The organism is Meridianimarinicoccus sp. MJW13, assembly GCF_014901205.1.
GTDB lineage: Bacteria > Pseudomonadota > Alphaproteobacteria > Rhodobacterales > Rhodobacteraceae > Meridianimarinicoccus.
Window position 1 is genome coordinate 87,933 of record NZ_JACNMU010000002.1, and the last position, 17,142, is coordinate 105,074.

General features: G+C 65.7%; 20 protein-coding genes. 14 read left to right on the forward strand and 6 right to left on the reverse strand.

Annotated features, from left to right (window positions below):
- Positions 1–94: 94 nt before the first annotated feature.
- A complete protein-coding gene (locus H8B03_RS03330) occupies positions 95–1,054 on the forward strand; it encodes an L-malyl-CoA/beta-methylmalyl-CoA lyase (protein WP_193140311.1) in 960 nt (319 codons plus the stop codon).
- 36 nt (positions 1,055–1,090) lie between these two features.
- Here the strand turns inward: H8B03_RS03330 and H8B03_RS03335 are convergent, their stop codons facing one another.
- A complete protein-coding gene (locus H8B03_RS03335) occupies positions 1,091–2,053 on the reverse strand; it encodes an alpha/beta hydrolase (protein WP_193140313.1) in 963 nt (320 codons plus the stop codon).
- A gap of 66 nt (positions 2,054–2,119) precedes the next feature.
- Entirely contained in the window at positions 2,120–3,139 is a 1,020-nt protein-coding gene (locus tag H8B03_RS03340; protein WP_193140315.1) for a ribose-phosphate pyrophosphokinase, read from the reverse strand.
- Between the two features lie 227 nt (positions 3,140–3,366).
- On the opposite strand from H8B03_RS03340, the gene H8B03_RS03345 reads away from it, so the two are divergent.
- The 12 genes from H8B03_RS03345 to H8B03_RS03400 all read left to right on the forward strand — a co-directional run bounded on the left by H8B03_RS03345 (position 3,367) and on the right by H8B03_RS03400 (position 13,506).
- Positions 3,367–4,287 carry a manganese-dependent inorganic pyrophosphatase gene (locus tag H8B03_RS03345; RefSeq protein WP_193140317.1) on the forward strand — a complete coding sequence of 307 codons (921 nt, stop codon included), beginning with the start codon at positions 3,367–3,369 and terminating at the stop codon, positions 4,285–4,287.
- 144 nt (positions 4,288–4,431) lie between these two features.
- Complete coding sequence (locus tag H8B03_RS03350; protein WP_193140319.1) at positions 4,432–5,301, forward strand: TIGR01459 family HAD-type hydrolase; 870 nt, start codon at positions 4,432–4,434, stop codon at positions 5,299–5,301.
- Positions 5,302–5,367: 66 nt separating this feature from the next.
- A complete protein-coding gene (locus tag H8B03_RS03355) occupies positions 5,368–5,802 on the forward strand; it encodes a MaoC family dehydratase (RefSeq protein ID WP_193140320.1) in 435 nt (144 codons plus the stop codon).
- Positions 5,803–5,817: 15 nt separating this feature from the next.
- Entirely contained in the window at positions 5,818–6,765 is a 948-nt protein-coding gene (locus H8B03_RS03360) for a bifunctional riboflavin kinase/FAD synthetase (RefSeq protein WP_193140321.1), read from the forward strand.
- A 38-nt stretch (positions 6,766–6,803) separates the two neighbouring features.
- Entirely contained in the window at positions 6,804–7,274 is a 471-nt protein-coding gene (locus H8B03_RS03365) for a YcgN family cysteine cluster protein (RefSeq protein ID WP_193140322.1), read from the forward strand.
- Positions 7,274–8,323: a low specificity L-threonine aldolase gene (locus tag H8B03_RS03370; RefSeq protein WP_193140323.1), complete on the forward strand. Its 1,050-nt coding sequence runs from the start codon at positions 7,274–7,276 to the stop codon at positions 8,321–8,323. Before H8B03_RS03365 ends, H8B03_RS03370 begins: the two co-directional genes overlap by 1 nt.
- A gap of 129 nt (positions 8,324–8,452) precedes the next feature.
- Complete coding sequence (locus tag H8B03_RS03375; RefSeq protein WP_193140324.1) at positions 8,453–8,740, forward strand: co-chaperone GroES; 288 nt, start codon at positions 8,453–8,455, stop codon at positions 8,738–8,740.
- Between the two features lie 63 nt (positions 8,741–8,803).
- A complete protein-coding gene (groL, locus tag H8B03_RS03380; protein WP_193140325.1) occupies positions 8,804–10,444 on the forward strand; it encodes a chaperonin GroEL in 1,641 nt (546 codons plus the stop codon).
- Between the two features lie 118 nt (positions 10,445–10,562).
- Positions 10,563–10,898: a hypothetical protein gene (locus H8B03_RS03385; protein WP_193140326.1), complete on the forward strand. Its 336-nt coding sequence runs from the start codon at positions 10,563–10,565 to the stop codon at positions 10,896–10,898.
- A gap of 49 nt (positions 10,899–10,947) precedes the next feature.
- A complete protein-coding gene (locus tag H8B03_RS03390) occupies positions 10,948–12,090 on the forward strand; it encodes a hypothetical protein (RefSeq protein WP_193140327.1) in 1,143 nt (380 codons plus the stop codon).
- 79 nt (positions 12,091–12,169) lie between these two features.
- The gene (locus tag H8B03_RS03395; protein ID WP_193140328.1) at positions 12,170–12,655 is read left to right on the forward strand and encodes a GNAT family N-acetyltransferase; all 486 of its coding nucleotides are present in this window, start codon (positions 12,170–12,172) and stop codon (positions 12,653–12,655) included.
- Positions 12,655–13,506, forward strand: coding sequence for a DMT family transporter (locus H8B03_RS03400; protein ID WP_193140329.1), 852 nt, complete (start codon positions 12,655–12,657; stop codon positions 13,504–13,506). Before H8B03_RS03395 ends, H8B03_RS03400 begins: the two co-directional genes overlap by 1 nt.
- On the opposite strand, the gene H8B03_RS03405 is transcribed toward H8B03_RS03400, so the two are convergent.
- Positions 13,472–13,921 (reverse strand): NUDIX domain-containing protein, encoded by a 450-nt coding sequence (locus H8B03_RS03405; RefSeq protein ID WP_193140330.1) that lies wholly within the window; start codon positions 13,919–13,921, stop codon positions 13,472–13,474. The two genes, H8B03_RS03400 and H8B03_RS03405, sit on opposite strands and share 35 nt — an antisense overlap.
- 74 nt (positions 13,922–13,995) lie before the next feature.
- On the opposite strand from H8B03_RS03405, the gene H8B03_RS03410 reads away from it, so the two are divergent.
- Positions 13,996–15,150, forward strand: a complete 1,155-nt coding sequence (locus H8B03_RS03410; protein ID WP_193140331.1) for an alpha-D-ribose 1-methylphosphonate 5-triphosphate diphosphatase — start codon at positions 13,996–13,998, stop codon at positions 15,148–15,150.
- A 70-nt stretch (positions 15,151–15,220) separates the two neighbouring features.
- Here the strand turns inward: H8B03_RS03410 and H8B03_RS03415 are convergent, their stop codons facing one another.
- The 3 genes from H8B03_RS03415 to H8B03_RS03425 form a co-directional block, all read right to left on the reverse strand.
- Complete coding sequence (locus H8B03_RS03415) at positions 15,221–16,291, reverse strand: 5-(carboxyamino)imidazole ribonucleotide synthase (RefSeq protein ID WP_193140332.1); 1,071 nt, start codon at positions 16,289–16,291, stop codon at positions 15,221–15,223.
- A complete protein-coding gene (gene purE, locus H8B03_RS03420) occupies positions 16,284–16,772 on the reverse strand; it encodes a 5-(carboxyamino)imidazole ribonucleotide mutase (RefSeq protein ID WP_193140333.1) in 489 nt (162 codons plus the stop codon). The genes H8B03_RS03415 and purE overlap by 8 nt, the downstream gene beginning before the upstream one ends.
- 99 nt (positions 16,773–16,871) lie before the next feature.
- Positions 16,872–17,090 carry a YdcH family protein gene (locus tag H8B03_RS03425; protein ID WP_193140334.1) on the reverse strand — a complete coding sequence of 73 codons (219 nt, stop codon included), beginning with the start codon at positions 17,088–17,090 and terminating at the stop codon, positions 16,872–16,874.
- Between the last annotated feature and the right edge of the window lie 52 nt (positions 17,091–17,142).

A 17,142-nucleotide genomic window follows, 5' to 3' on the forward strand; every position in this document is an offset into this window, starting at 1 on the left:
TGCTGCACCCGCAAATCAAGGATTGAAGAAGGTTACGCAATATCCTAACAAGCTGACAACATCGTCCGCAATTTCCTTGCCAAGAGGTCCGCTCATGAGTTTCCGTCTTCAGCCCCAGCCCGTCGCGCGTCCCAACCGGTGCCAGTTGTTCGGTCCGGCGTCGAATCCCAAGCTGTTCGCCAAGATGGCGGCCAGTGCGGCGGATGTGATCAACATCGATCTTGAGGATTCGGTAGCGCCTTCTGACAAGGACATGGCCCGCGCGCAGGCGATCGAGGCGATCGGTGCCGTGGACTGGAACACCAAGACCCTGAGCGTTCGGATCAACGGGCTGGACACGCCGTACTGGTACCGCGACGTGGTCGACCTGCTGGAACAGGCCGATGAGCGGCTTGACCAGATCATGATCCCCAAGGTCGGCTGTGCCGAGGATATCTATGCCGTGGACGCGCTGGTCACCGCCATCGAAGCCGCCAAGGGCCGCAAGAAGAAGATCAACTTCGAGGTTATCATCGAAAGTGCCGCTGGCATCGCGCATGTGGAAGCCATCGCCGCCGCCTCGCCCCGCCTTGTGGCGATGAGCCTGGGTGCGGCCGATTTCGCGGCCTCGATGGGGATGCAGACCACCGGTATCGGCGGCACGCAGGAAAACTATTACATGCTGCGCGAGGGCGTGAAGCATTGGTCCGACCCGTGGCACTGGGCCCAGACCGCCATCGTCGCCGCCTGCCGCACCCATGGCCTGTTGCCGGTCGACGGCCCGTTCGGTGATTTCTCGGATGACGAGGGCTATCGCGCGCAGGCGCTGCGGTCGGCGACGCTGGGCATGGTGGGCAAATGGGCCATCCATCCCAAGCAGATCGCGCTGGCGAACGAGGTTTTCACCCCGTCCGAGGCCGCCGTCACCGAAGCGCGCGAGATCCTTGCCGCGATGGAACAGGCCAAGGCCAACGGCGAAGGCGCCACGGTCTACAAGGGCCGTCTGGTGGACATCGCCTCGATCAAGCAGGCCGAGGTCATCGTCCGCCAGTCGGAAATGATTGCCGCAGCCTGATCCGGCCCCTGCGGGTGGCGCGCCGGCGCCGCCCGGTCAGCTCAGCCGCCCGGTGCGGAACCCCAGCGCGTCGGCCAGAACCTCGTCGACCAGTAGCGTGTTGATCATGTGCTTGGCCACCTTGCCGGGCGTGTTCTTGCCCGAATGCGAGTTCAGGAAATAGACGTGCCCGCGCTTCTTGTCGTATTTCCGCGCCACCGCCGAGCAATCGAGGCTGAACACCCAGTCGGCCACCCGTGACATGGCGCGCGGTCCGGCGGTGCCCAGCCTGCGGGGCAGGGCGTTGGGCTGGTGATTGACCAGGGCGCTGGCTTTCAGGGCCAGATCGCTGTCGGCGTAATAGATCACCACGTTGCGCGAGGCCTGGGCGAGGATTTCGCCTTCCTGCCCGAACTCCAGATCCTGACAGGGGATATCGGCGGCCGCCAGGAAGGTGTGCTGGAAGACTTCCGGCACGGCGCCCACCAGAAATGCCTCTTTCCAGAACAGCAGGGTTTCGCGCAGGACGCGGTTGCCCATGGAATGGGCGCAGACGCTGAATTTCTTTTCGAACTCGGCCGGGTCGCCGGACATGGCGATCAGCTTGGCCAGAACCCGCGCGAAGGCGCCGCCGCTGAGCTGCGCCGAATGGCGGTCATCGACATAGTCGTTCAGGATCAGCAGGGCGCTGTCGTCATCGGTGGGCCAGAGGAACGGCAGCACCAGCACCTTGTCCTTCTCCTTGCGGTCGCAGAACTCCTGCAACTGCGCGGCCCGGTTCAGCGCCGCCTTGGGGCTGGTGTTGAAGCCGTGGATGAAGAACAGGATATGTTCGGCCTTGGCATCCTTCAGGGCCTGAAACAGGGCCGCCGAGCCGATTTCGATGGTGGCGCCGCTGGCTTCGCGCCGGCAGAAGAACGTGGCGTTGCAGACGGCATTGTTGGCCGGGCTGAACGTGCAGTTTCGCCCCAGCGTGGTTTTCAATCCCTCGTCCGGCACCCGGTTTGTCACGAACAGCATATCGGCCTCCCCCGTTGATCTTGGGGAAGGCTAACCCTTGGTCAACCGTCTGGCTACTAAGGATATCTAGTCCTGCGGGTAAAGACCTTCATAGATCGGGCCAAGGGTGCTGGTTTCGAACAGCGACGACACCGAAGTGCCGCTCCAGATGTTCAGGATCGCCTGGGCGAAGATCGGTGCTGTGGTCACGATGCGGATGTTCGGCGCGGCCTTGACCTCGGCTGTCGGTTCGATCGTGTCGGTGATGACAAGACTCTTCATGACCGAATTGGTGATCCGTTCGACCGCCGGGCCGGACAGCACGCCATGGGTGATGTAGGAATGTACCTCGGTGGCGCCTGCATCCATCAGCACGCTCGCGGCCTTGCACAGGGTGCCGGCGGTGTCGCACAGGTCATCCACGATGATGCACTTCTTGCCGCTGACATCGCCGATCACTGTCATCTCGGCCACTTCGCCGGGCTTTTCGCGGCGTTTGTCCACGATCGACAGCGGGCATCCGATCCGCTGCGCCAATTCACGGGCGCGGGCCACGCCGCCCACGTCGGGCGACACGATCATCACGTTGTCCAGCCCGCCGTCGAACTGGTGCTTGATGTCCAGCGCGAAGACCGGCGAGGCATATAGGTTGTCCACCGGCACATCGAAGAAGCCCTGGATCTGCGCGGCGTGCAGATCCATCGTCAGAACCCGCTCGATCCCGGCCTCTTCCAGAAGGTTCGCCACCAGTTTGGCCGAAATCGGGGTGCGCGCCTTGGTGCGGCGGTCCTGCCGGGCGTATCCGAAATAGGGAATCACCGCCGTGATCCGCCCCGCCGACGACCGCTTCAGCGCGTCGGCCATGATCATCAGTTCCATCAGGTTGTCGTTCGCCGGGTTTGATGTCGGCTGGATGATGAACATATCCTCGCCGCGGACGTTCTCGTAGACCTCGACGAAGATCTCCTGATCGTTGAACCGTTCGACACGGGTGTTGATCAGGTTGATGTTCATCCCCCGGTGCATGGAGATCCGCCGGGCGATGGCCGTGGCGAGCGATTTGTTGGCATTGCCCGAAATGAGCTTCGGCTCCACGAGAGAGGGCATGGCAGCGTCCTTGAGCGGGGAGGGTTACGGGTTCGCCGGTCGCTTAGCACCAGAACGGCCCGAAACCAACACTTCTGTCGCGTTTTCATGAACCGGGCACCAGATTTACGCTGCAATGCAGCAACACCCGGGCCTCTGCGGCGAAACACCCCGTCCCGAGTCAGTGACAGGGCGCCGCCTAGGCGCCTATAAGCCGCGCAAAACCCCGAAAAGATGGATTTGATGACATGACGATCAAGGTCTTCGGCCATATGGCCCCCGATACCGACTCCACCGGCGCCCCGCTGATCTGGGCCTGGTACCTGTCCGAAATCAAGGGCACCCCCGCCGAAGCCAAGCTGCTGGGTGAGCCCAACACCGAAGCCGCCTTCGTGCTGGAGCGCTGGAGCCTGGACAAGCCCGAGATCATCGCCGACGTGGCGGCGGGCGATCAGGTGGTTATCGTCGACACCAACAACCCCGCCGAACTGCCCGCCGGGATCGGCGGCGCCGACATTCTGGAAATCATCGACCATCACAAGCTGGTCGGCGGTCTGGAAACCAGTGGCCCGATCAACATCACCGTGCGCCCCGTAGCCTGCACCGTGACCATCATGCATGACCTGATGGGTGATGACGCCGCCAAGATGCCGGAAAACATCAAGGGCGCGATGCTGTCGTGCATCCTGTCCGACACGCTGGAATTCCGCTCGCCGACCACCACCGATGCCGACAAGGCACTGGCGCAATCGCTGGCCACCGATCTGGGCATCGACATCTCGGCCTATTCGGCGGAAATGTTTGCTGCCAAGTCCGACGTCTCGGCCTTCTCGGACGCCGAGCTGATCCGCATGGACAGCAAGAAATACGAAGTCGGCGGCACCAACTTCCGCGTTTCGGTTCTGGAAACCACCGCGCCCGAGATCCCGCTGGGCCGCAAGGCCAGCCTGATCGCGTCGATGCCCGAAGTGGCCAAGGAAGACGGCGTGGACGAGGTTCTGCTGTTTGTCGTGGACATCATCAAGGAAGAAGCCACCCTGCTGGTGCCCAACGACACCGTGAAAGCCGTGGCCGAGAAAAGCTTCGGCGCCACCGTTTCGGGTGACAGCGTGGTCCTGCCCGGCATCATGAGCCGCAAGAAGCAGATCATCCCGAACCTGGCCCTGTAAGCCACCTTCGGAAAACGGGATCGGGCGCCTGCGGGCGCCCTTTTTCATCGACCGGGCCGCGCACAGCCCGGACTGGTCAGACCCGCCCGGACATGACACAAGACCGGCGTACCGTTCCGTTGCCCGCGTCTGTCAGGAGACCCCATGACTGAAATCATCCGCACGCTTGCCGAGGTTCAAGACCGTTACGATGCTGTCCTCTGCGATCTCTGGGGCTGCCTGCACAACGGGGTCGAGGTGTTTCCCGAGGCGGTCGCCGCGTTGCAGGGCTTCCGGGCCAAGGGCGGCAGGGTCATCCTTCTGACCAACGCTCCCCGTCCCAAGCCGCTGGTCGTGGAACAGCTCGACGGGTTGGGCACGCCGCGCGACTGCTGGGATGACGTGATCACCTCGGGCGACAGCGCCCAGGCGGCCATGATGCGCGGGATCATCGGCAAGAAGGTCTACCACATGGGCCCCGAACGGGACCTGACCTTCTTTACCGAGTTGCCCGAAGATCTGGAGTCCACCGTGGAACTGGTGCCGCTGGACGAGGCCGAGGGTATCGCCTGCACCGGGCTGGTGGATGATGCCACCGAAACCCCGGAAGACTACCGCGCGCAGCTTCTGCTGGCCAAGACCAAGGGGCTGAAACTGCTGTGCGCCAACCCCGACGTGGTGGTCGACAAGGGCCATACCCGCATTTTCTGCGCCGGGGCGTTGGCCGAGCTTTACACCGAAATGGGCGGCCAAAGCCTGTATTTCGGCAAGCCGCATCCGCCGATCTACGATCTGGCGCGACGGCGGCTGGCACTTCTGGATCGCATCCCCGACGACCGCGTTCTGGTCATCGGCGATGGGCCGAACACCGATGTGGCCGGGGGCATGGCCGAGGATTTCGACGTGCTGTTCGTGACCGGCGGTCTGGCCGCCGAGCAGACCGGCACCAACGGCCAGCCTGACCCTGAGCGTCTTTCCGCGTATCTGAACGAGATTCGGACCTCGCCCGCCTATGCCATCGGGCTGCTGCGGTGACGCGACGCGTTGCTGGCAGCGGGCAGGGGTCTAAGCCAGACTGACGATCGAAATGGAGGATCTCTCATGCGCGACGACGAAATCGGTACAATCTACATCGAGGATCTGGAAGTGGGCATGTCCCGCAGCCTGACAAAGGTCATCGGCGATGCCGAAGTCTGTTCCTTCGCCGAGGTCAGCGAAGACCGCAACCCGATCCACCTGGACGAGGCCACGGGGCAGGCGTCGATGTTCGGTGGCCGCATTGCGCACGGGATGCTGGTGGGCAGCCTGTTCTCGGCCCTGCTGGGAGAGCGCATTCCCGGCCACGGCACCATCTACATGGGCCAAAACCTGAAATTCCGCGCCCCGGTCATGCTGGGCGCCGAGGTGACCGCCACCGTCACCGTGCGCGAGATCAACCGCGAGAAACGGCGCGTGACCTTCGATTGCCTGGCCGAAGTCGGCGGCAAGACCGTAGTCCAGGGCGAGGCGCTGGTTCTGGCGCCGTCGCGCGGCTGATCCACGGACACCCGGATGCGCCTTCACCGCTCTTACTCTGGACTGGGCGATGCCGACCGCGGGGCCAGTGCCGCGATCGGCAATTTCGATGGTGTGCATCTGGGCCACCGGGCGGTGATGGAACTGGCCCGGCAGGCCGGTGACAAGATCGGCGCGCCGTTGGGCGTGCTGACCTTCGAACCCCACCCGCGCGAGTTCTTCGCCCCCGACGCCCCGCCCTTCCGCCTGATGACCGCTGCCGCCAAGGCCCACCGGTTGCAGAAGATCGGCGTGCGGCACCTGTATCAAATCAGCTTTGATGAAACGCTGGCGTCACTGTCGGCGCGAGAGTTCGCCCAGCAGGTCGTGGCTGACGGGCTGGGGCTGCGCCACGTTGTGGTGGGGGCTGATTTCCGCTTTGGCAAGGGCCGGTCCGGAACCGCCGAGGACCTGGTGGCGCTGGGGCGCGACTTCGGGTTCGGCGTCACCGTGGCCGAGTTGATGCAGTTCGAAGCCGCCGGGGTGCCGGTGTCCTCGACCGCGATCCGCACGGCCCTGTCCGAAGGCCGCCCCCGCGATGCCAAGGCGATGCTGGGCCATTGGCACCGCATCGACGGCCCGGTGCTGCACGGCGCAAAGCGTGGCCGCAACCTGGGCTATCCCACCGCGAACATGTCCATCGACGGGCTGCACCCGCCGAAATTTGGCGTCTACGCGGTGCAGGTCGAGGTTCTGGACGGTGCCCATGCGGGCAGCTACGGCGGCGTTGCCTCGATGGGGGTGCGCCCCATGTTCGGCGAAAACCGCGCCAATCTGGAAACCCATCTGTTCGATTTCGCCGGCGATCTTTATGGCGCCGAACTGTCGGTGGCGCTGGTCGACTATCTGCGGCCCGAGCGGAAGTTCGACGGGATCGAAGCCCTGGTCGCGCAGATGGATGCCGACAGCGCCCGTGCCCGCGGCATCCTGGCCACCTGGGGATGACAGTTTTTCTTTCTGGGCAGCAAGGCTAGGGTCGCGCGATGTCTGACGATCCGATTCGCCGCACCGGCCTGCGCCCCCGTTTCTGGGAGCGGTTCAAGCTGTCCCAGCTGACCCCGCACGAGTGGGAAGCCCTGTGCGACGGTTGCGGCAAGTGTTGCCTGAACAAGCTGGAAGATCCCGACACCGGTGAAGTCGCCTTCACCCGCGTGGCCTGCCGGTTGCTCGACGATCAGACCTGCCGCTGCGCCCAATACGACATTCGCCGGCAATTCGTGCCCGAATGCGTGTTCCTGACCCCGCAGACGCTGGCCAAGAACGCCTACTGGATGCCCGCGACCTGCGCCTATCGCCTGTTGCAGCAGGGCGATCAACTGCCCGACTGGCATCCGCTGGTGTCCGGGCGCGCCGAGTCGGTGCACGAGGCCGGCCAGTCGGTGCGGGGCTGGACGGTGCCGGAATTCGAAGTCGATGAAGACGATTGGGAAGACCACATTATCGAGGATCTTTGATGTATTTCGCATCCGACAATGCCGGCCCCGCCCATCCCGCGGTGCTGGAGGCCCTGAGCCGCGCCAATGAAGGCTATATACCCGGCTATGGTGCCGATCCGCTGACCGCACAGGTGGTGGCGAAAATCCGCGATGTCTTCGAAGCCCCCGACGCCGCCGTCTATCTTGTGGGCACCGGCACCGCCGCGAATGCCCTGGCCTTGTCGGTCTTGGGTCAGCCCTGGCAGACGGTATTCTGCGCCGAAGCCGCCCATGTGGATGAAGACGAATGCGGCGCGCCCGAGTTTTTTACCGGCGGCGCCAAGCTGACATGGGTCGATGCCCCGCAGGGCAAGATCCGGCCCGACGCGCTGGCATCGGCGCTGGACAAGGCGGGCAAACGGGGGGTGCACGGGGTGCAGCCCGGACCGCTGACCCTGACGCAGGCCACCGAATCCGGCACCGTCTACACCCTAGCCGAACTGGCTGAGCTGACCGCGATGGCCCGCACCCGCAGCCTGCCGGTGCATCTGGACGGCGCGCGCTTTGCCAATGCGCTGGAGCATCTGGGCTGCACCCCGGCCGAGATGACCTGGAAGGCGGGCATCCATGCGGTCAGCTTCGGCGGCACCAAGAACGGCCTTCTGGGGGTCGAGGCGGTGATCTTCTTTGATCCCGCCCACGCCTGGGAGTTCGAGCTTCGCCGCAAGCGCGGCGCGCATCTGTTTTCCAAGCATCGCTATCTGGCCGCGCAGATGCAGGCCTATCTTGAGGGCGATCTGTGGCGCGACCTGGCGCGGAGGGCGAATGGCTCGGCCCGCGATCTGGCGGACCGGCTGCACCATGTGCCGGGGGTCGAGATCTGTTTCCCGGTGGAAACCAACGCCGTGTTCGCCCGCTGGCCACGCGCCTGGCACCGCTACCTTTTAAACGCCGGGGCGCAGTACTATCTGTGGGACGGCACGCTGGACGGCGGCCCCGAAGAGGCGCTGCTGATGGCGCGGCTGGTGTGTGACTGGTCGCTGCCGCCCGAGGCCGTGACCGCCTTCGTCGCGCAATTTCCGACCTGACCGGAGGCTGGCGCGAAACTTTCTTCCGATTGCCTTGACTCGGGATTGCACGCTCTCTATCTCCGTCTCGTTATCACTCGCCACTACTGAGTGATAATACAGAAACTAACTGAGCAAGGAGCCTCAGAGATGGCATTCAAACCGCTTCATGACCGCGTTCTGGTGCGTCGCGTCGAATCCGATGATAAGACTGCAGGCGGCCTGATCATTCCCGAAAGCGCCAAAGAAAAGCCGGCCGAAGCCGTTGTTGTCGCGTGTGGCGAAGGCGCCCGCAAGGACAGCGGAGAGCTGATCCCGATGGCTGTCAGCGAAGGCGACAAGGTTCTGTTCGGCAAATGGTCGGGCACCGAAGTCACCATCGACGGCGAAGAGCTGTTGATCATGAAGGAAAGCGACATCCTGGGCATCATCGCCTAAGCGGATCGCTTCCGGGCCGCCGGGCCCGACCTTCCCAACCTATTCCATCAAGGAGCAAGACACATGGCTGCAAAAGACGTTAAGTTTAGCGCTGACGCCCGTTCCCGCATGCTGAAGGGCGTCAACGTCCTGGCCGACGCCGTGAAAGTGACCCTGGGCCCGAAAGGCCGCAACGTGGTCCTGGACAAGTCGTTCGGCGCGCCGCGCATCACCAAGGACGGTGTTTCGGTCGCCAAGGAAATCGAACTGGAAGACAAGTTCGAGAACATGGGCGCCCAGATGGTTCGCGAAGTTGCATCGCGCACCAATGACGAAGCCGGCGACGGCACCACCACCGCCACCGTTCTGGCCCAGGCCATCGTCAAGGAAGGCCTGAAGCAGGTTGCGGCTGGCCTGAACCCGATGGACCTGAAGCGCGGAATCGACCTGGCCACCTCGAAGGTCGTCGAGCAGATCAAGGCCGCGTCGCGCGTCGTCAAGGACAGCGATGAGGTTGCCCAGGTCGGCACCATCTCGGCCAACGGCGAGCCCGAAATCGGCCGCCAGATCGCCGATGCGATGCAGAAGGTCGGCAACGAGGGTGTCATCACCGTCGAAGAGAACAAGGGCCTGGAAACCGAAACTGATGTCGTCGAAGGCATGCAGTTCGACCGTGGCTACCTGTCGCCCTACTTCGTCACCAACCCGGACAAGATGATCGCCGAGCTGGAAGACTGCATGATCCTGCTGCACGAGAAGAAACTCTCGTCGCTGCAGCCGATGGTGCCGCTGCTGGAATCCGTGATCCAGTCGCAGAAGCCGCTGCTGATCATTGCCGAGGACGTGGAAGGCGAAGCGTTGGCCACCCTCGTGGTCAACAAGCTGCGCGGCGGTCTGAAGATCGCAGCCGTCAAGGCACCGGGCTTCGGCGATCGCCGCAAGGCCATGCTGCAGGACATCGCGATCCTGACCGGCGGCCAGGTGATCTCGGAAGATCTGGGCATGAAGCTGGAAAGCGTCACCATGGACATGCTTGGCACCGCCAAGAAGATCCAGATCACCAAGGACGAGACCACCATCGTCGATGGCAATGGCGAGAAAGCCGAGATCGAAGCACGGGTCAGCCAGATCCGTCAGCAGATCGAGGAAACCACCAGCGACTACGACCGCGAGAAGCTGCAAGAGCGCGTGGCCAAACTGGCTGGCGGTGTTGCCGTGATCCGCGTTGGTGGCATGACCGAAGTGGAAGTGAAAGAGCGCAAGGATCGCGTCGATGACGCCCTGAACGCAACCCGTGCTGCCGTGCAGGAAGGTGTTGTCGTGGGCGGCGGTGTCGCGCTGGTTCAGGCTGGCAAGGCTCTGATCGACCTCAAGGGTGCCAACAGCGACCAGAACGCCGGTATCTCGATCGTTCGCAAGGCCATCGAAGCGCCGCTGCGCCAGATTGCCGAGAACGCCGGTGTTGACGGTGCCGTGGTTGCCGGGAAAGTCCGCGAAAGCGACGACCCGACCTTCGGCTTCAACGCGCAGACCGAAGAATATGGCGACATGTTCGCGTTCGGCGTGATTGACCCGGCCAAGGTCGTGCGGACCGCTCTGGAAGACGCAGCCTCGATCGCTGGTCTGCTGATCACCACCGAGGCCATGGTTGCCGACATCCCCGCCAAAGAAGGCGCGGCCGGTGGCGGCATGCCCGACATGGGCGGCATGGGCGGCATGATGTAAGATCTGCCCATCGCAGTGATAAGGAAGGGGGTCGCCACGTGCGGCCCCCTTTTTCGTGCGGGGCGCATCATCCTGCCCGAGGGGAGCCATCGGATGCCATCATCGACACCAGACCGCCATGTCCCGTAAGGACCTCCGCCGCGCCATTGCGCTGACCCTGCCGCCGGATGTGTGGCGCGCGGTGCGCGCCCATCGCCGCCCCGGATCGACCCGGCGGCTGATGGATACGGTTCGGGTGCTGGTCGAGGCCGGTCTGCGCCACCCGCCCGAGGTGCCCGCGCTTCCTGCCCTGCCGCAAGCGCCCTGCCGCGCCTTGCAACTGCCGCGACCGGCGCGCGCGCGGGTCGCCACGCTGGCCCGCGACTGGGGCATGTCCCCGGCGCAGGTGGTCTGCATCCTGATCCGACAGGCATTGGCGGCGGAAAACCGAACACAGCCCTTGTCACGGGACTGACATCGGCCTCATGTGAGAAGCAACAGACCTATTGTTGCGGAGGCATTCGATGCTCAAACCCCTTCTTGTTTCTTCCCTTGCCCTTCTGATCGCCGCCCCGGCCCTGGCGCAGGACAGCCAGAGCTTCAGCCTGGGCGGCGACACCTATACCGCCGGTCGGGTGGTCAGCCAGACAGCCCCGGTTGCGGCCGATCTTTTCGCGGCCGGAGAGCGGATCACGATCACCGGGCCGGTGGGCGGCAGTCTGCATTCCGCCGGACGCAGCCTGCGTCTGGATGCTCCGGTCGAGGGTGCGGCCTACGGGATGGGCTATGTCATCGATCTGGCCGCCCCGGTGGGCGGGTCGGCCAGCCTGACGGCGGCCGAGATCACCGTGTCGGGCAGGATTGGCGGCAACCTGCGGGCCATGGCCTCGGAGATGGTGCTGAGCGGGGATATCGGCGGGGCCGTTCTGATTGCGGCGGCGGATCTGCAACTGGATGGCGCCATCGCGGGCGATGCGGTGCTGACCGTCGATTCGGTCTCTTTCGGCAGCGGCGCACGCGTCGATGGCACGCTGACGCTCTATGCCGACGATCCTGACGAAATCACCGTGCCGTCTTCGGTCGCCAGCCCCGACCGGGTCAGCATCCGCGACATCGAGGATCATCCCGATATCGAAGCCCCCATGGACATGCGCGAGATGGCCGGCGAGGGCTTTGGCGCCATGCTGCGCAGCTTCCTGATCGGCGTGGTGATCGTGGCGCTGGCCGCGGCACTGGCTGTCGTGGTAGCACCTGACCGCGTGGCGGCGGTGCGGATGCGGGCACTGGCCGCACCTGGGCGGTCGATCCTGGCCGGGTTCGTCGCCATGTCGGCCCTGATCGGCGCGGTGCTGGTGCTGGCCATGACCCTTGTCGGGCTGCTTCTGGTGCCGGTGGCCATCGCCCTGACCGTGGTTCTGATCGCCGCCGGATACGTGGCGGGCAGCTATGTTCTGGGCGTGGGCCTGTGGCAACTGGCGGGCCGCGAGATCCCCGGCGGGGTTGCCGAAAAGGCCGGGCTGGCAGCCCTTGGCGCTCTGATTGCCGGGCTTGTGGCGCTGATCCCGGTGCTGGGCTGGCTCAGCTGGTTCGCGCTGGTTTTCCTTGGGCTGGGCGCGATGATGGCACCGCTCTTTGCCCGGCTCAGCCGGTTGGGGGCCGCCCGCTGATGGGTCGGACCCTGCGGGTGTTGTCAAAGCCGCGCCCGTGGGGTTCTATCGGGATCACAGAAGATTGGACTGTCCCCCGATGATCAAGATCCGCCCGGCCACCGAGGCCGACCACACCAACATTTCGGTGCTTGTCGTGAACGTGTTTCGGCAGCGCAACGAGGCGCAGCTTATCCAGGGCTTGCGCGATGGCGGGAATGTGGCGTTTGAAATGGTGGCCGAGGACGAGGGCGGGCTGGTGGCGCATATCTGCCTGTCGCACCTGTCGTCCCCCGAGGGCTGGCTGGCGCTGGCGCCGCTCAGCGTGCGGACCGAGGCGCAGGGCGGTGGCATCGGGTCTGAACTGGTCCGCTATGCCGCCGATGCCGCCCGACAAGCCCGTTTCAAGGCGATCGTGGTGGTGGGCGACCCGGATTTCTACGCCAAGTTCGGCTTCGTGTTCGATGGACCGGCAGAACTGACGACGCCCTATCCCGCGCAATACACCGGCCTGTATCCCATCGCTCCGCAAACCGCCGGGGCCGAGGCGGTGCTGATCTATCCCGACCCGTTCGCGCAGGTCTGATGGGCCGTCTTGCAGGGCTGGTGGCCCTGACCATGCTGGCCTTTGCGGCCAATTCGGTGCTGAACCGCATGGCCCTGACCGAGGCCGGGATGGGACCGGCCAGTTTCGCCGCCATCCGCACCGGCGCCGGGGCGGCCATGCTGGGGTTTCTGGTGCTGGTCAACGGCGGCTGGTCCCGTCTGCGCCCACGGTTCAGCGCCGCCAATGCGCTGGCGCTGACTGCCTACATGCTGGGATTTTCCTTTGCCTATGTCACGCTGGACACCGGGTTCGGCGCATTGATCCTGTTCGGCGGTGTTCAGATCACCATGTTCGCGGGCAGCGTTCTGGGCGGCGACCGCATTGCCGCGCAGCGCTGGCTGGGGGCGGGCGTGGCCTTTGCGGGGTTGGTCTGGCTGCTCTGGCCCGGCGGGGCGGCGCCGCCGTCGTTGATGGGGGCTGCGCTGATGGTCGTAGCGGCTGTGGGCTGGGGCATCTATTCGCTGCGCGGACGCGGGGCGCGCGATCCGCTGGCCAGCACGGCGGCGAGCTTCCTTCTGGCTGCCTTGCCCGCGGGGCTGGTGGTGCTGCTGCTGCCCGATGCGGTGACCGCACCGGGGGTGGCGCTGGCCGTGGTGTCGGGGGCCGTGACCTCGGGTCTGGGCTATGCCCTGTGGTACACGGTTCTGCCCCGGCTGACGGCTTCGGCGGCGGGGGTGGTGCAACTGACGGTGCCGGTGATCGCCATGGCCGGGGGCGCGCTGTTGCTGGCCGAGCCGGTGACGCTGCGGCTGCTGGCGGCCTCGGTGCTGGTGCTGGGCGGCGTCGGACTGGCGATCACCGCACCATCGGCTCCAGCGCGCCGGGGCTGATCTCGGGCCGGGGCGGGCCGAAGGCCAGCTCGGGCAGGATGTCGGGCTTGAAGCGCAGGCGCGACAGGTCATCGGGCGTCGCCAGGCACCGCTGCGTCACCACGCCCGCCGGATCGGTCCAGGGCGCCAGCGGGTCGCCCGACAGGATGCGGGCGCGGAAGAACAACTCCACCTGGTGAAATCCCGTCGCGGCGTTGTGGAATTCCGAGACATGACAGATCCCGTCGGGTTCGACGACCAGCCCGGTTTCCTCATGGACCTCGCGCCGCAGGGTCTCGGTCAGTGATTGCCCGGTCTCGACACCGCCGCCGGGCAGGCACCACAGGTCGCTTTGCCCATCGGGGAAGGCATTGACCAGCAAGACGGCGCCGCGATGCAGAAGGATCGCGCGAGTGGCAAGGCGGGGCGGTGACATGCGCCTTGCCTAGCGGTTCGGGATCCTGTGGGAAAGGGCTTGATCCGCCGCCGCCGCCGGGGCAGGGGAGGGCCATGACAGGGATCGTGTTGAATTTCACCGGGGCCGAGGTGCTGTGGGGCGGGCAATTGCAGGCCTGTGATTTCGGGGTCAGTGCCGGGAAAATCGTTTCACCATCGGGGATTGCGCGGTGTGTGGACCTGCGCGGCTGGCGCGTGCTGCCGGGGATCGTGGACCTTCATGGCGACGGGTTCGAACGCCATGTGGCCGCCCGCCGGGGCGGCGTGCCGGACATGGGCGACGGGCTGGTGGCCTTCGAGGCCGAACTGGCCGCCAACGGGATCACCACCGCCGTGATGGCGCAGTTCTACAGCTGGGAGGGCGGGTTGCGGTCGCCGCAGGCGGCGGAACGGCTGGTGGCCGCGTGGCAGGCCGAGGCCCCGGCGCTGGCCACCGACCTGCGCCTGCAGCTGCGGCTGGAAACGCATTTCCTTGAGGCCTTCGCGGCCGCCGAAGCGCTGATCGACCGGGTCGGGATCCCCTATGTGGGGCTGAATGATCACCTGCCGCATGACCGTCTGGTCGCGGGTCGCACGCCGCCCCGCCTGACCGGCACCGCGCTAAAAAGCGGGCGGTCGCCTCAGGCGCATCTGGCGCTGATGCAGCGGCTGCATCGCCAGGCTGATGCGGTGCCTGCCGCGCTGGACAGCCTGTGTAAACGCCTGTCAGAAACGGGAATTGCCCTGTCCAGCCATGACGACGCCACGGCAGAGGCGCGGCGCAGTCACCGGGCGCGCGGGGTGCGGATCGCCGAGTTTCCCGAGACCGTCGCGGCCGCGTCCGAGGCCCGATCCGGGGGCGATGGCATCGTGCTGGGCGCCCCCAACGTGGTGCGCGGGGCCAGCCATGCGGGCAAGGCCAGCGCGCGGGACCTGATTGCGCAGGGGCTGTGCGATGCGCTGGCTTCGGACTATCACTATCCGGCGCTGCGCAAGGCGGTCTGGGCGCTGGAAGCGCTTGGCATCCTGCCCTTTGCAGCGGCGTGGAACCTGGTCTCGGAAGGACCGGCGCGGATGCTGGGGCTGGAAGATCGCGGCGTGATCGCGCCCGGAAAGCGGGCCGACCTGGTGATTGTCGATCCGGCCACCGGGCGGGTCGGTGCGACCCTTGCGGCGGGGCGGCTGACTTATCTGACCGGGCCGCTGGCCGCGCGGTTTCTGGTCGGTTGAGGCTGAAAACCGGGGCTGGAACGCGTCTGGAAAAGGTATGGCAGGCGTATGGCTGCGCCTGCCAGCCGTCTCAGCCTGTCACCACGCGGTTCACATGGCCCATCTTGCGACCGGGCCGGGCCTCGGCCTTGCCATAGAGATGCAGGGCGGCGGTGGGGTCGGTGGCGATCTCGGGCCAGCGGTCGGCCTCGTCGCAGATCAGGTTTTCCATCACCACGTCGGCATGGCGCGACCCGTCGCCCAGCGGCCAGCCCGCCACGGCGCGGATGTGCTGTTCGAACTGGTCGACCACGCAGCCGTTCTGGGTCCAGTGGCCGGAGTTGTGGACGCGCGGCGCGATCTCGTTGACCACCAGCCCGGCGGGGGTCACGAACAGCTCCACCCCCATGACGCCGACGTAGTCGAGCGCGTTCAGGATGCGGCCCGCCAACAGCACTGCATCGGTGCGCTGGGCGGTGGACAGGCGCGCGGGCACGGTGGTGGTGCGCAGGATGCCGCCTTCGTGCAAGTTTTCGCCCGGATCGAAACAGGCGACGGCGCCGTCAAGGGCGCGGGCGCCGATGACCGAGACCTCATGGGTGAAATCGACGAAGCCTTCCAGAATCGCCGGGGCACCGGCCATGGCGTCCAGCGCGGCGGGGGCCTCAGCAGCCGCCATGATGCGCGCCTGTCCCTTGCCGTCATAGCCGAAGCGGCGGGTCTTCAGGATCGCGGGCGCACCGATGGTCCCAAGGGCGGCCTCAAGATCGGCGGCGCTGTCCACGGCCGCAAAGGGGGCGACAGTCAGGCCGAGATCCTGCAGGAAGGTCTTTTCGGTCATCCGGTCCTGCGACACCGCCAGCGCCTTGCGGGTGGGGCGGATCGGGCGGTGCGCCTCAAGCAGGTCCAGTGCAGAGGTCGGGATGTTTTCGAATTCATAGGTGACCACATCCACCGCTGCGGCGAAGCGTTCCAGCGCGGCCGCATCGTCATAGGCGGCCACCGTGGTGCGGTCGGCCACCTGTTCGGCGGGGCCGCCGGGGGCGGGATCATAAATGTGGGTTTTCAGACCCAGACGGGCCGCAGCAAGGGCCAGCATCCGGCCCAATTGGCCGCCGCCGAGAATGCCGATGGTGGCGCCGGGGCGCAGGGCTTCAGTCATCGACCGGCTCCTCGGGGATCGAGGCCGAGAGCGCGTCGCGCCACGCCTCCAGCCGGTCGGCCAGGTCCGGATCGCTGACCGCCAGGATCGCGGCGGCCATCAGGCCGGCGTTGGCGGCCCCGGCGGCACCGATGGCCATGGTGGCCACGGGGAAACCCTTGGGCATCTGGACGATGGAATAGAGCGAATCAACGCCGCTGAGGGCACGGGTCTGCACCGGCACGCCGATCACCGGCACGCGGGTTTTCGACGCCACCATGCCCGGCAGATGGGCGGCGCCGCCAGCCCCGGCGATGATCGCGCTGAGCCCCCGGTCGGCGGCGGATTTGCCATAGGTCCACAGGCGATCCGGGGTGCGGTGCGCCGAAACGATCTTGGTTTCGAAGGGCACGCCCAGTTCGGTCAGGATCTTTGCCGCTTCTTTCATGGTGGGCCAATCCGATTGGCTGCCCATGATGATGCCGACCTTGGGTTGTGTCATGTGATGTCCCCGCGCGTTCTGACCCCGGTTGCAGGGCCGCGACTATACTGACTGCGGTGCGGGGTGCAATCGCCCTTGCAAGGTCCGGGGCGGGCGGCGTCAGGCGATGATATCGGGCAGCAACTCGTCCTCGATCTTCTGGATCCGGTCTTTCAGTTGCAGTTTCTGCTTTTTCAGGCGGCGCAGGGTCAGGTGATCGCCGCGCGCCGCGCTTTCCAGTGCATGAATGGCCTCGTCGAGGTCGCGATGCTCGCGCCTGAGCACTTCAAGCTTTACCCGCAAGACCTCGTTATGCGTCATCTCGCCGAAAGCGTTCATCTGTTGCCTGTCCTGCGAAATCCCTGGGACCTGAGACATACCCAAGAAACAC

Coding starts and splice junctions, on each gene's coding strand:
- H8B03_RS03330 (WP_193140311.1), top strand. CDS start 95: ATGAGTTTCCGTCTTCAGCCCCAGCCCGTCGCGCGTCCCAACCGGTGC.
- H8B03_RS03335 (WP_193140313.1), bottom strand. CDS start 2,053: ATGCTGTTCGTGACAAACCGGGTGCCGGACGAGGGATTGAAAACCACG.
- H8B03_RS03340 (WP_193140315.1), bottom strand. CDS start 3,139: ATGCCCTCTCTCGTGGAGCCGAAGCTCATTTCGGGCAATGCCAACAAA.
- H8B03_RS03345 (WP_193140317.1), top strand. CDS start 3,367: ATGACGATCAAGGTCTTCGGCCATATGGCCCCCGATACCGACTCCACC.
- H8B03_RS03350 (WP_193140319.1), top strand. CDS start 4,432: ATGACTGAAATCATCCGCACGCTTGCCGAGGTTCAAGACCGTTACGAT.
- H8B03_RS03355 (WP_193140320.1), top strand. CDS start 5,368: ATGCGCGACGACGAAATCGGTACAATCTACATCGAGGATCTGGAAGTG.
- H8B03_RS03360 (WP_193140321.1), top strand. CDS start 5,818: ATGCGCCTTCACCGCTCTTACTCTGGACTGGGCGATGCCGACCGCGGG.
- H8B03_RS03365 (WP_193140322.1), top strand. CDS start 6,804: ATGTCTGACGATCCGATTCGCCGCACCGGCCTGCGCCCCCGTTTCTGG.
- H8B03_RS03370 (WP_193140323.1), top strand. CDS start 7,274: ATGTATTTCGCATCCGACAATGCCGGCCCCGCCCATCCCGCGGTGCTG.
- H8B03_RS03375 (WP_193140324.1), top strand. CDS start 8,453: ATGGCATTCAAACCGCTTCATGACCGCGTTCTGGTGCGTCGCGTCGAA.
- groL (WP_193140325.1), top strand. CDS start 8,804: ATGGCTGCAAAAGACGTTAAGTTTAGCGCTGACGCCCGTTCCCGCATG.
- H8B03_RS03385 (WP_193140326.1), top strand. CDS start 10,563: ATGTCCCGTAAGGACCTCCGCCGCGCCATTGCGCTGACCCTGCCGCCG.
- H8B03_RS03390 (WP_193140327.1), top strand. CDS start 10,948: ATGCTCAAACCCCTTCTTGTTTCTTCCCTTGCCCTTCTGATCGCCGCC.
- H8B03_RS03395 (WP_193140328.1), top strand. CDS start 12,170: ATGATCAAGATCCGCCCGGCCACCGAGGCCGACCACACCAACATTTCG.
- H8B03_RS03400 (WP_193140329.1), top strand. CDS start 12,655: ATGGGCCGTCTTGCAGGGCTGGTGGCCCTGACCATGCTGGCCTTTGCG.
- H8B03_RS03405 (WP_193140330.1), bottom strand. CDS start 13,921: ATGTCACCGCCCCGCCTTGCCACTCGCGCGATCCTTCTGCATCGCGGC.
- H8B03_RS03410 (WP_193140331.1), top strand. CDS start 13,996: ATGACAGGGATCGTGTTGAATTTCACCGGGGCCGAGGTGCTGTGGGGC.
- H8B03_RS03415 (WP_193140332.1), bottom strand. CDS start 16,291: ATGACTGAAGCCCTGCGCCCCGGCGCCACCATCGGCATTCTCGGCGGC.
- purE (WP_193140333.1), bottom strand. CDS start 16,772: ATGACACAACCCAAGGTCGGCATCATCATGGGCAGCCAATCGGATTGG.
- H8B03_RS03425 (WP_193140334.1), bottom strand. CDS start 17,090: ATGAACGCTTTCGGCGAGATGACGCATAACGAGGTCTTGCGGGTAAAG.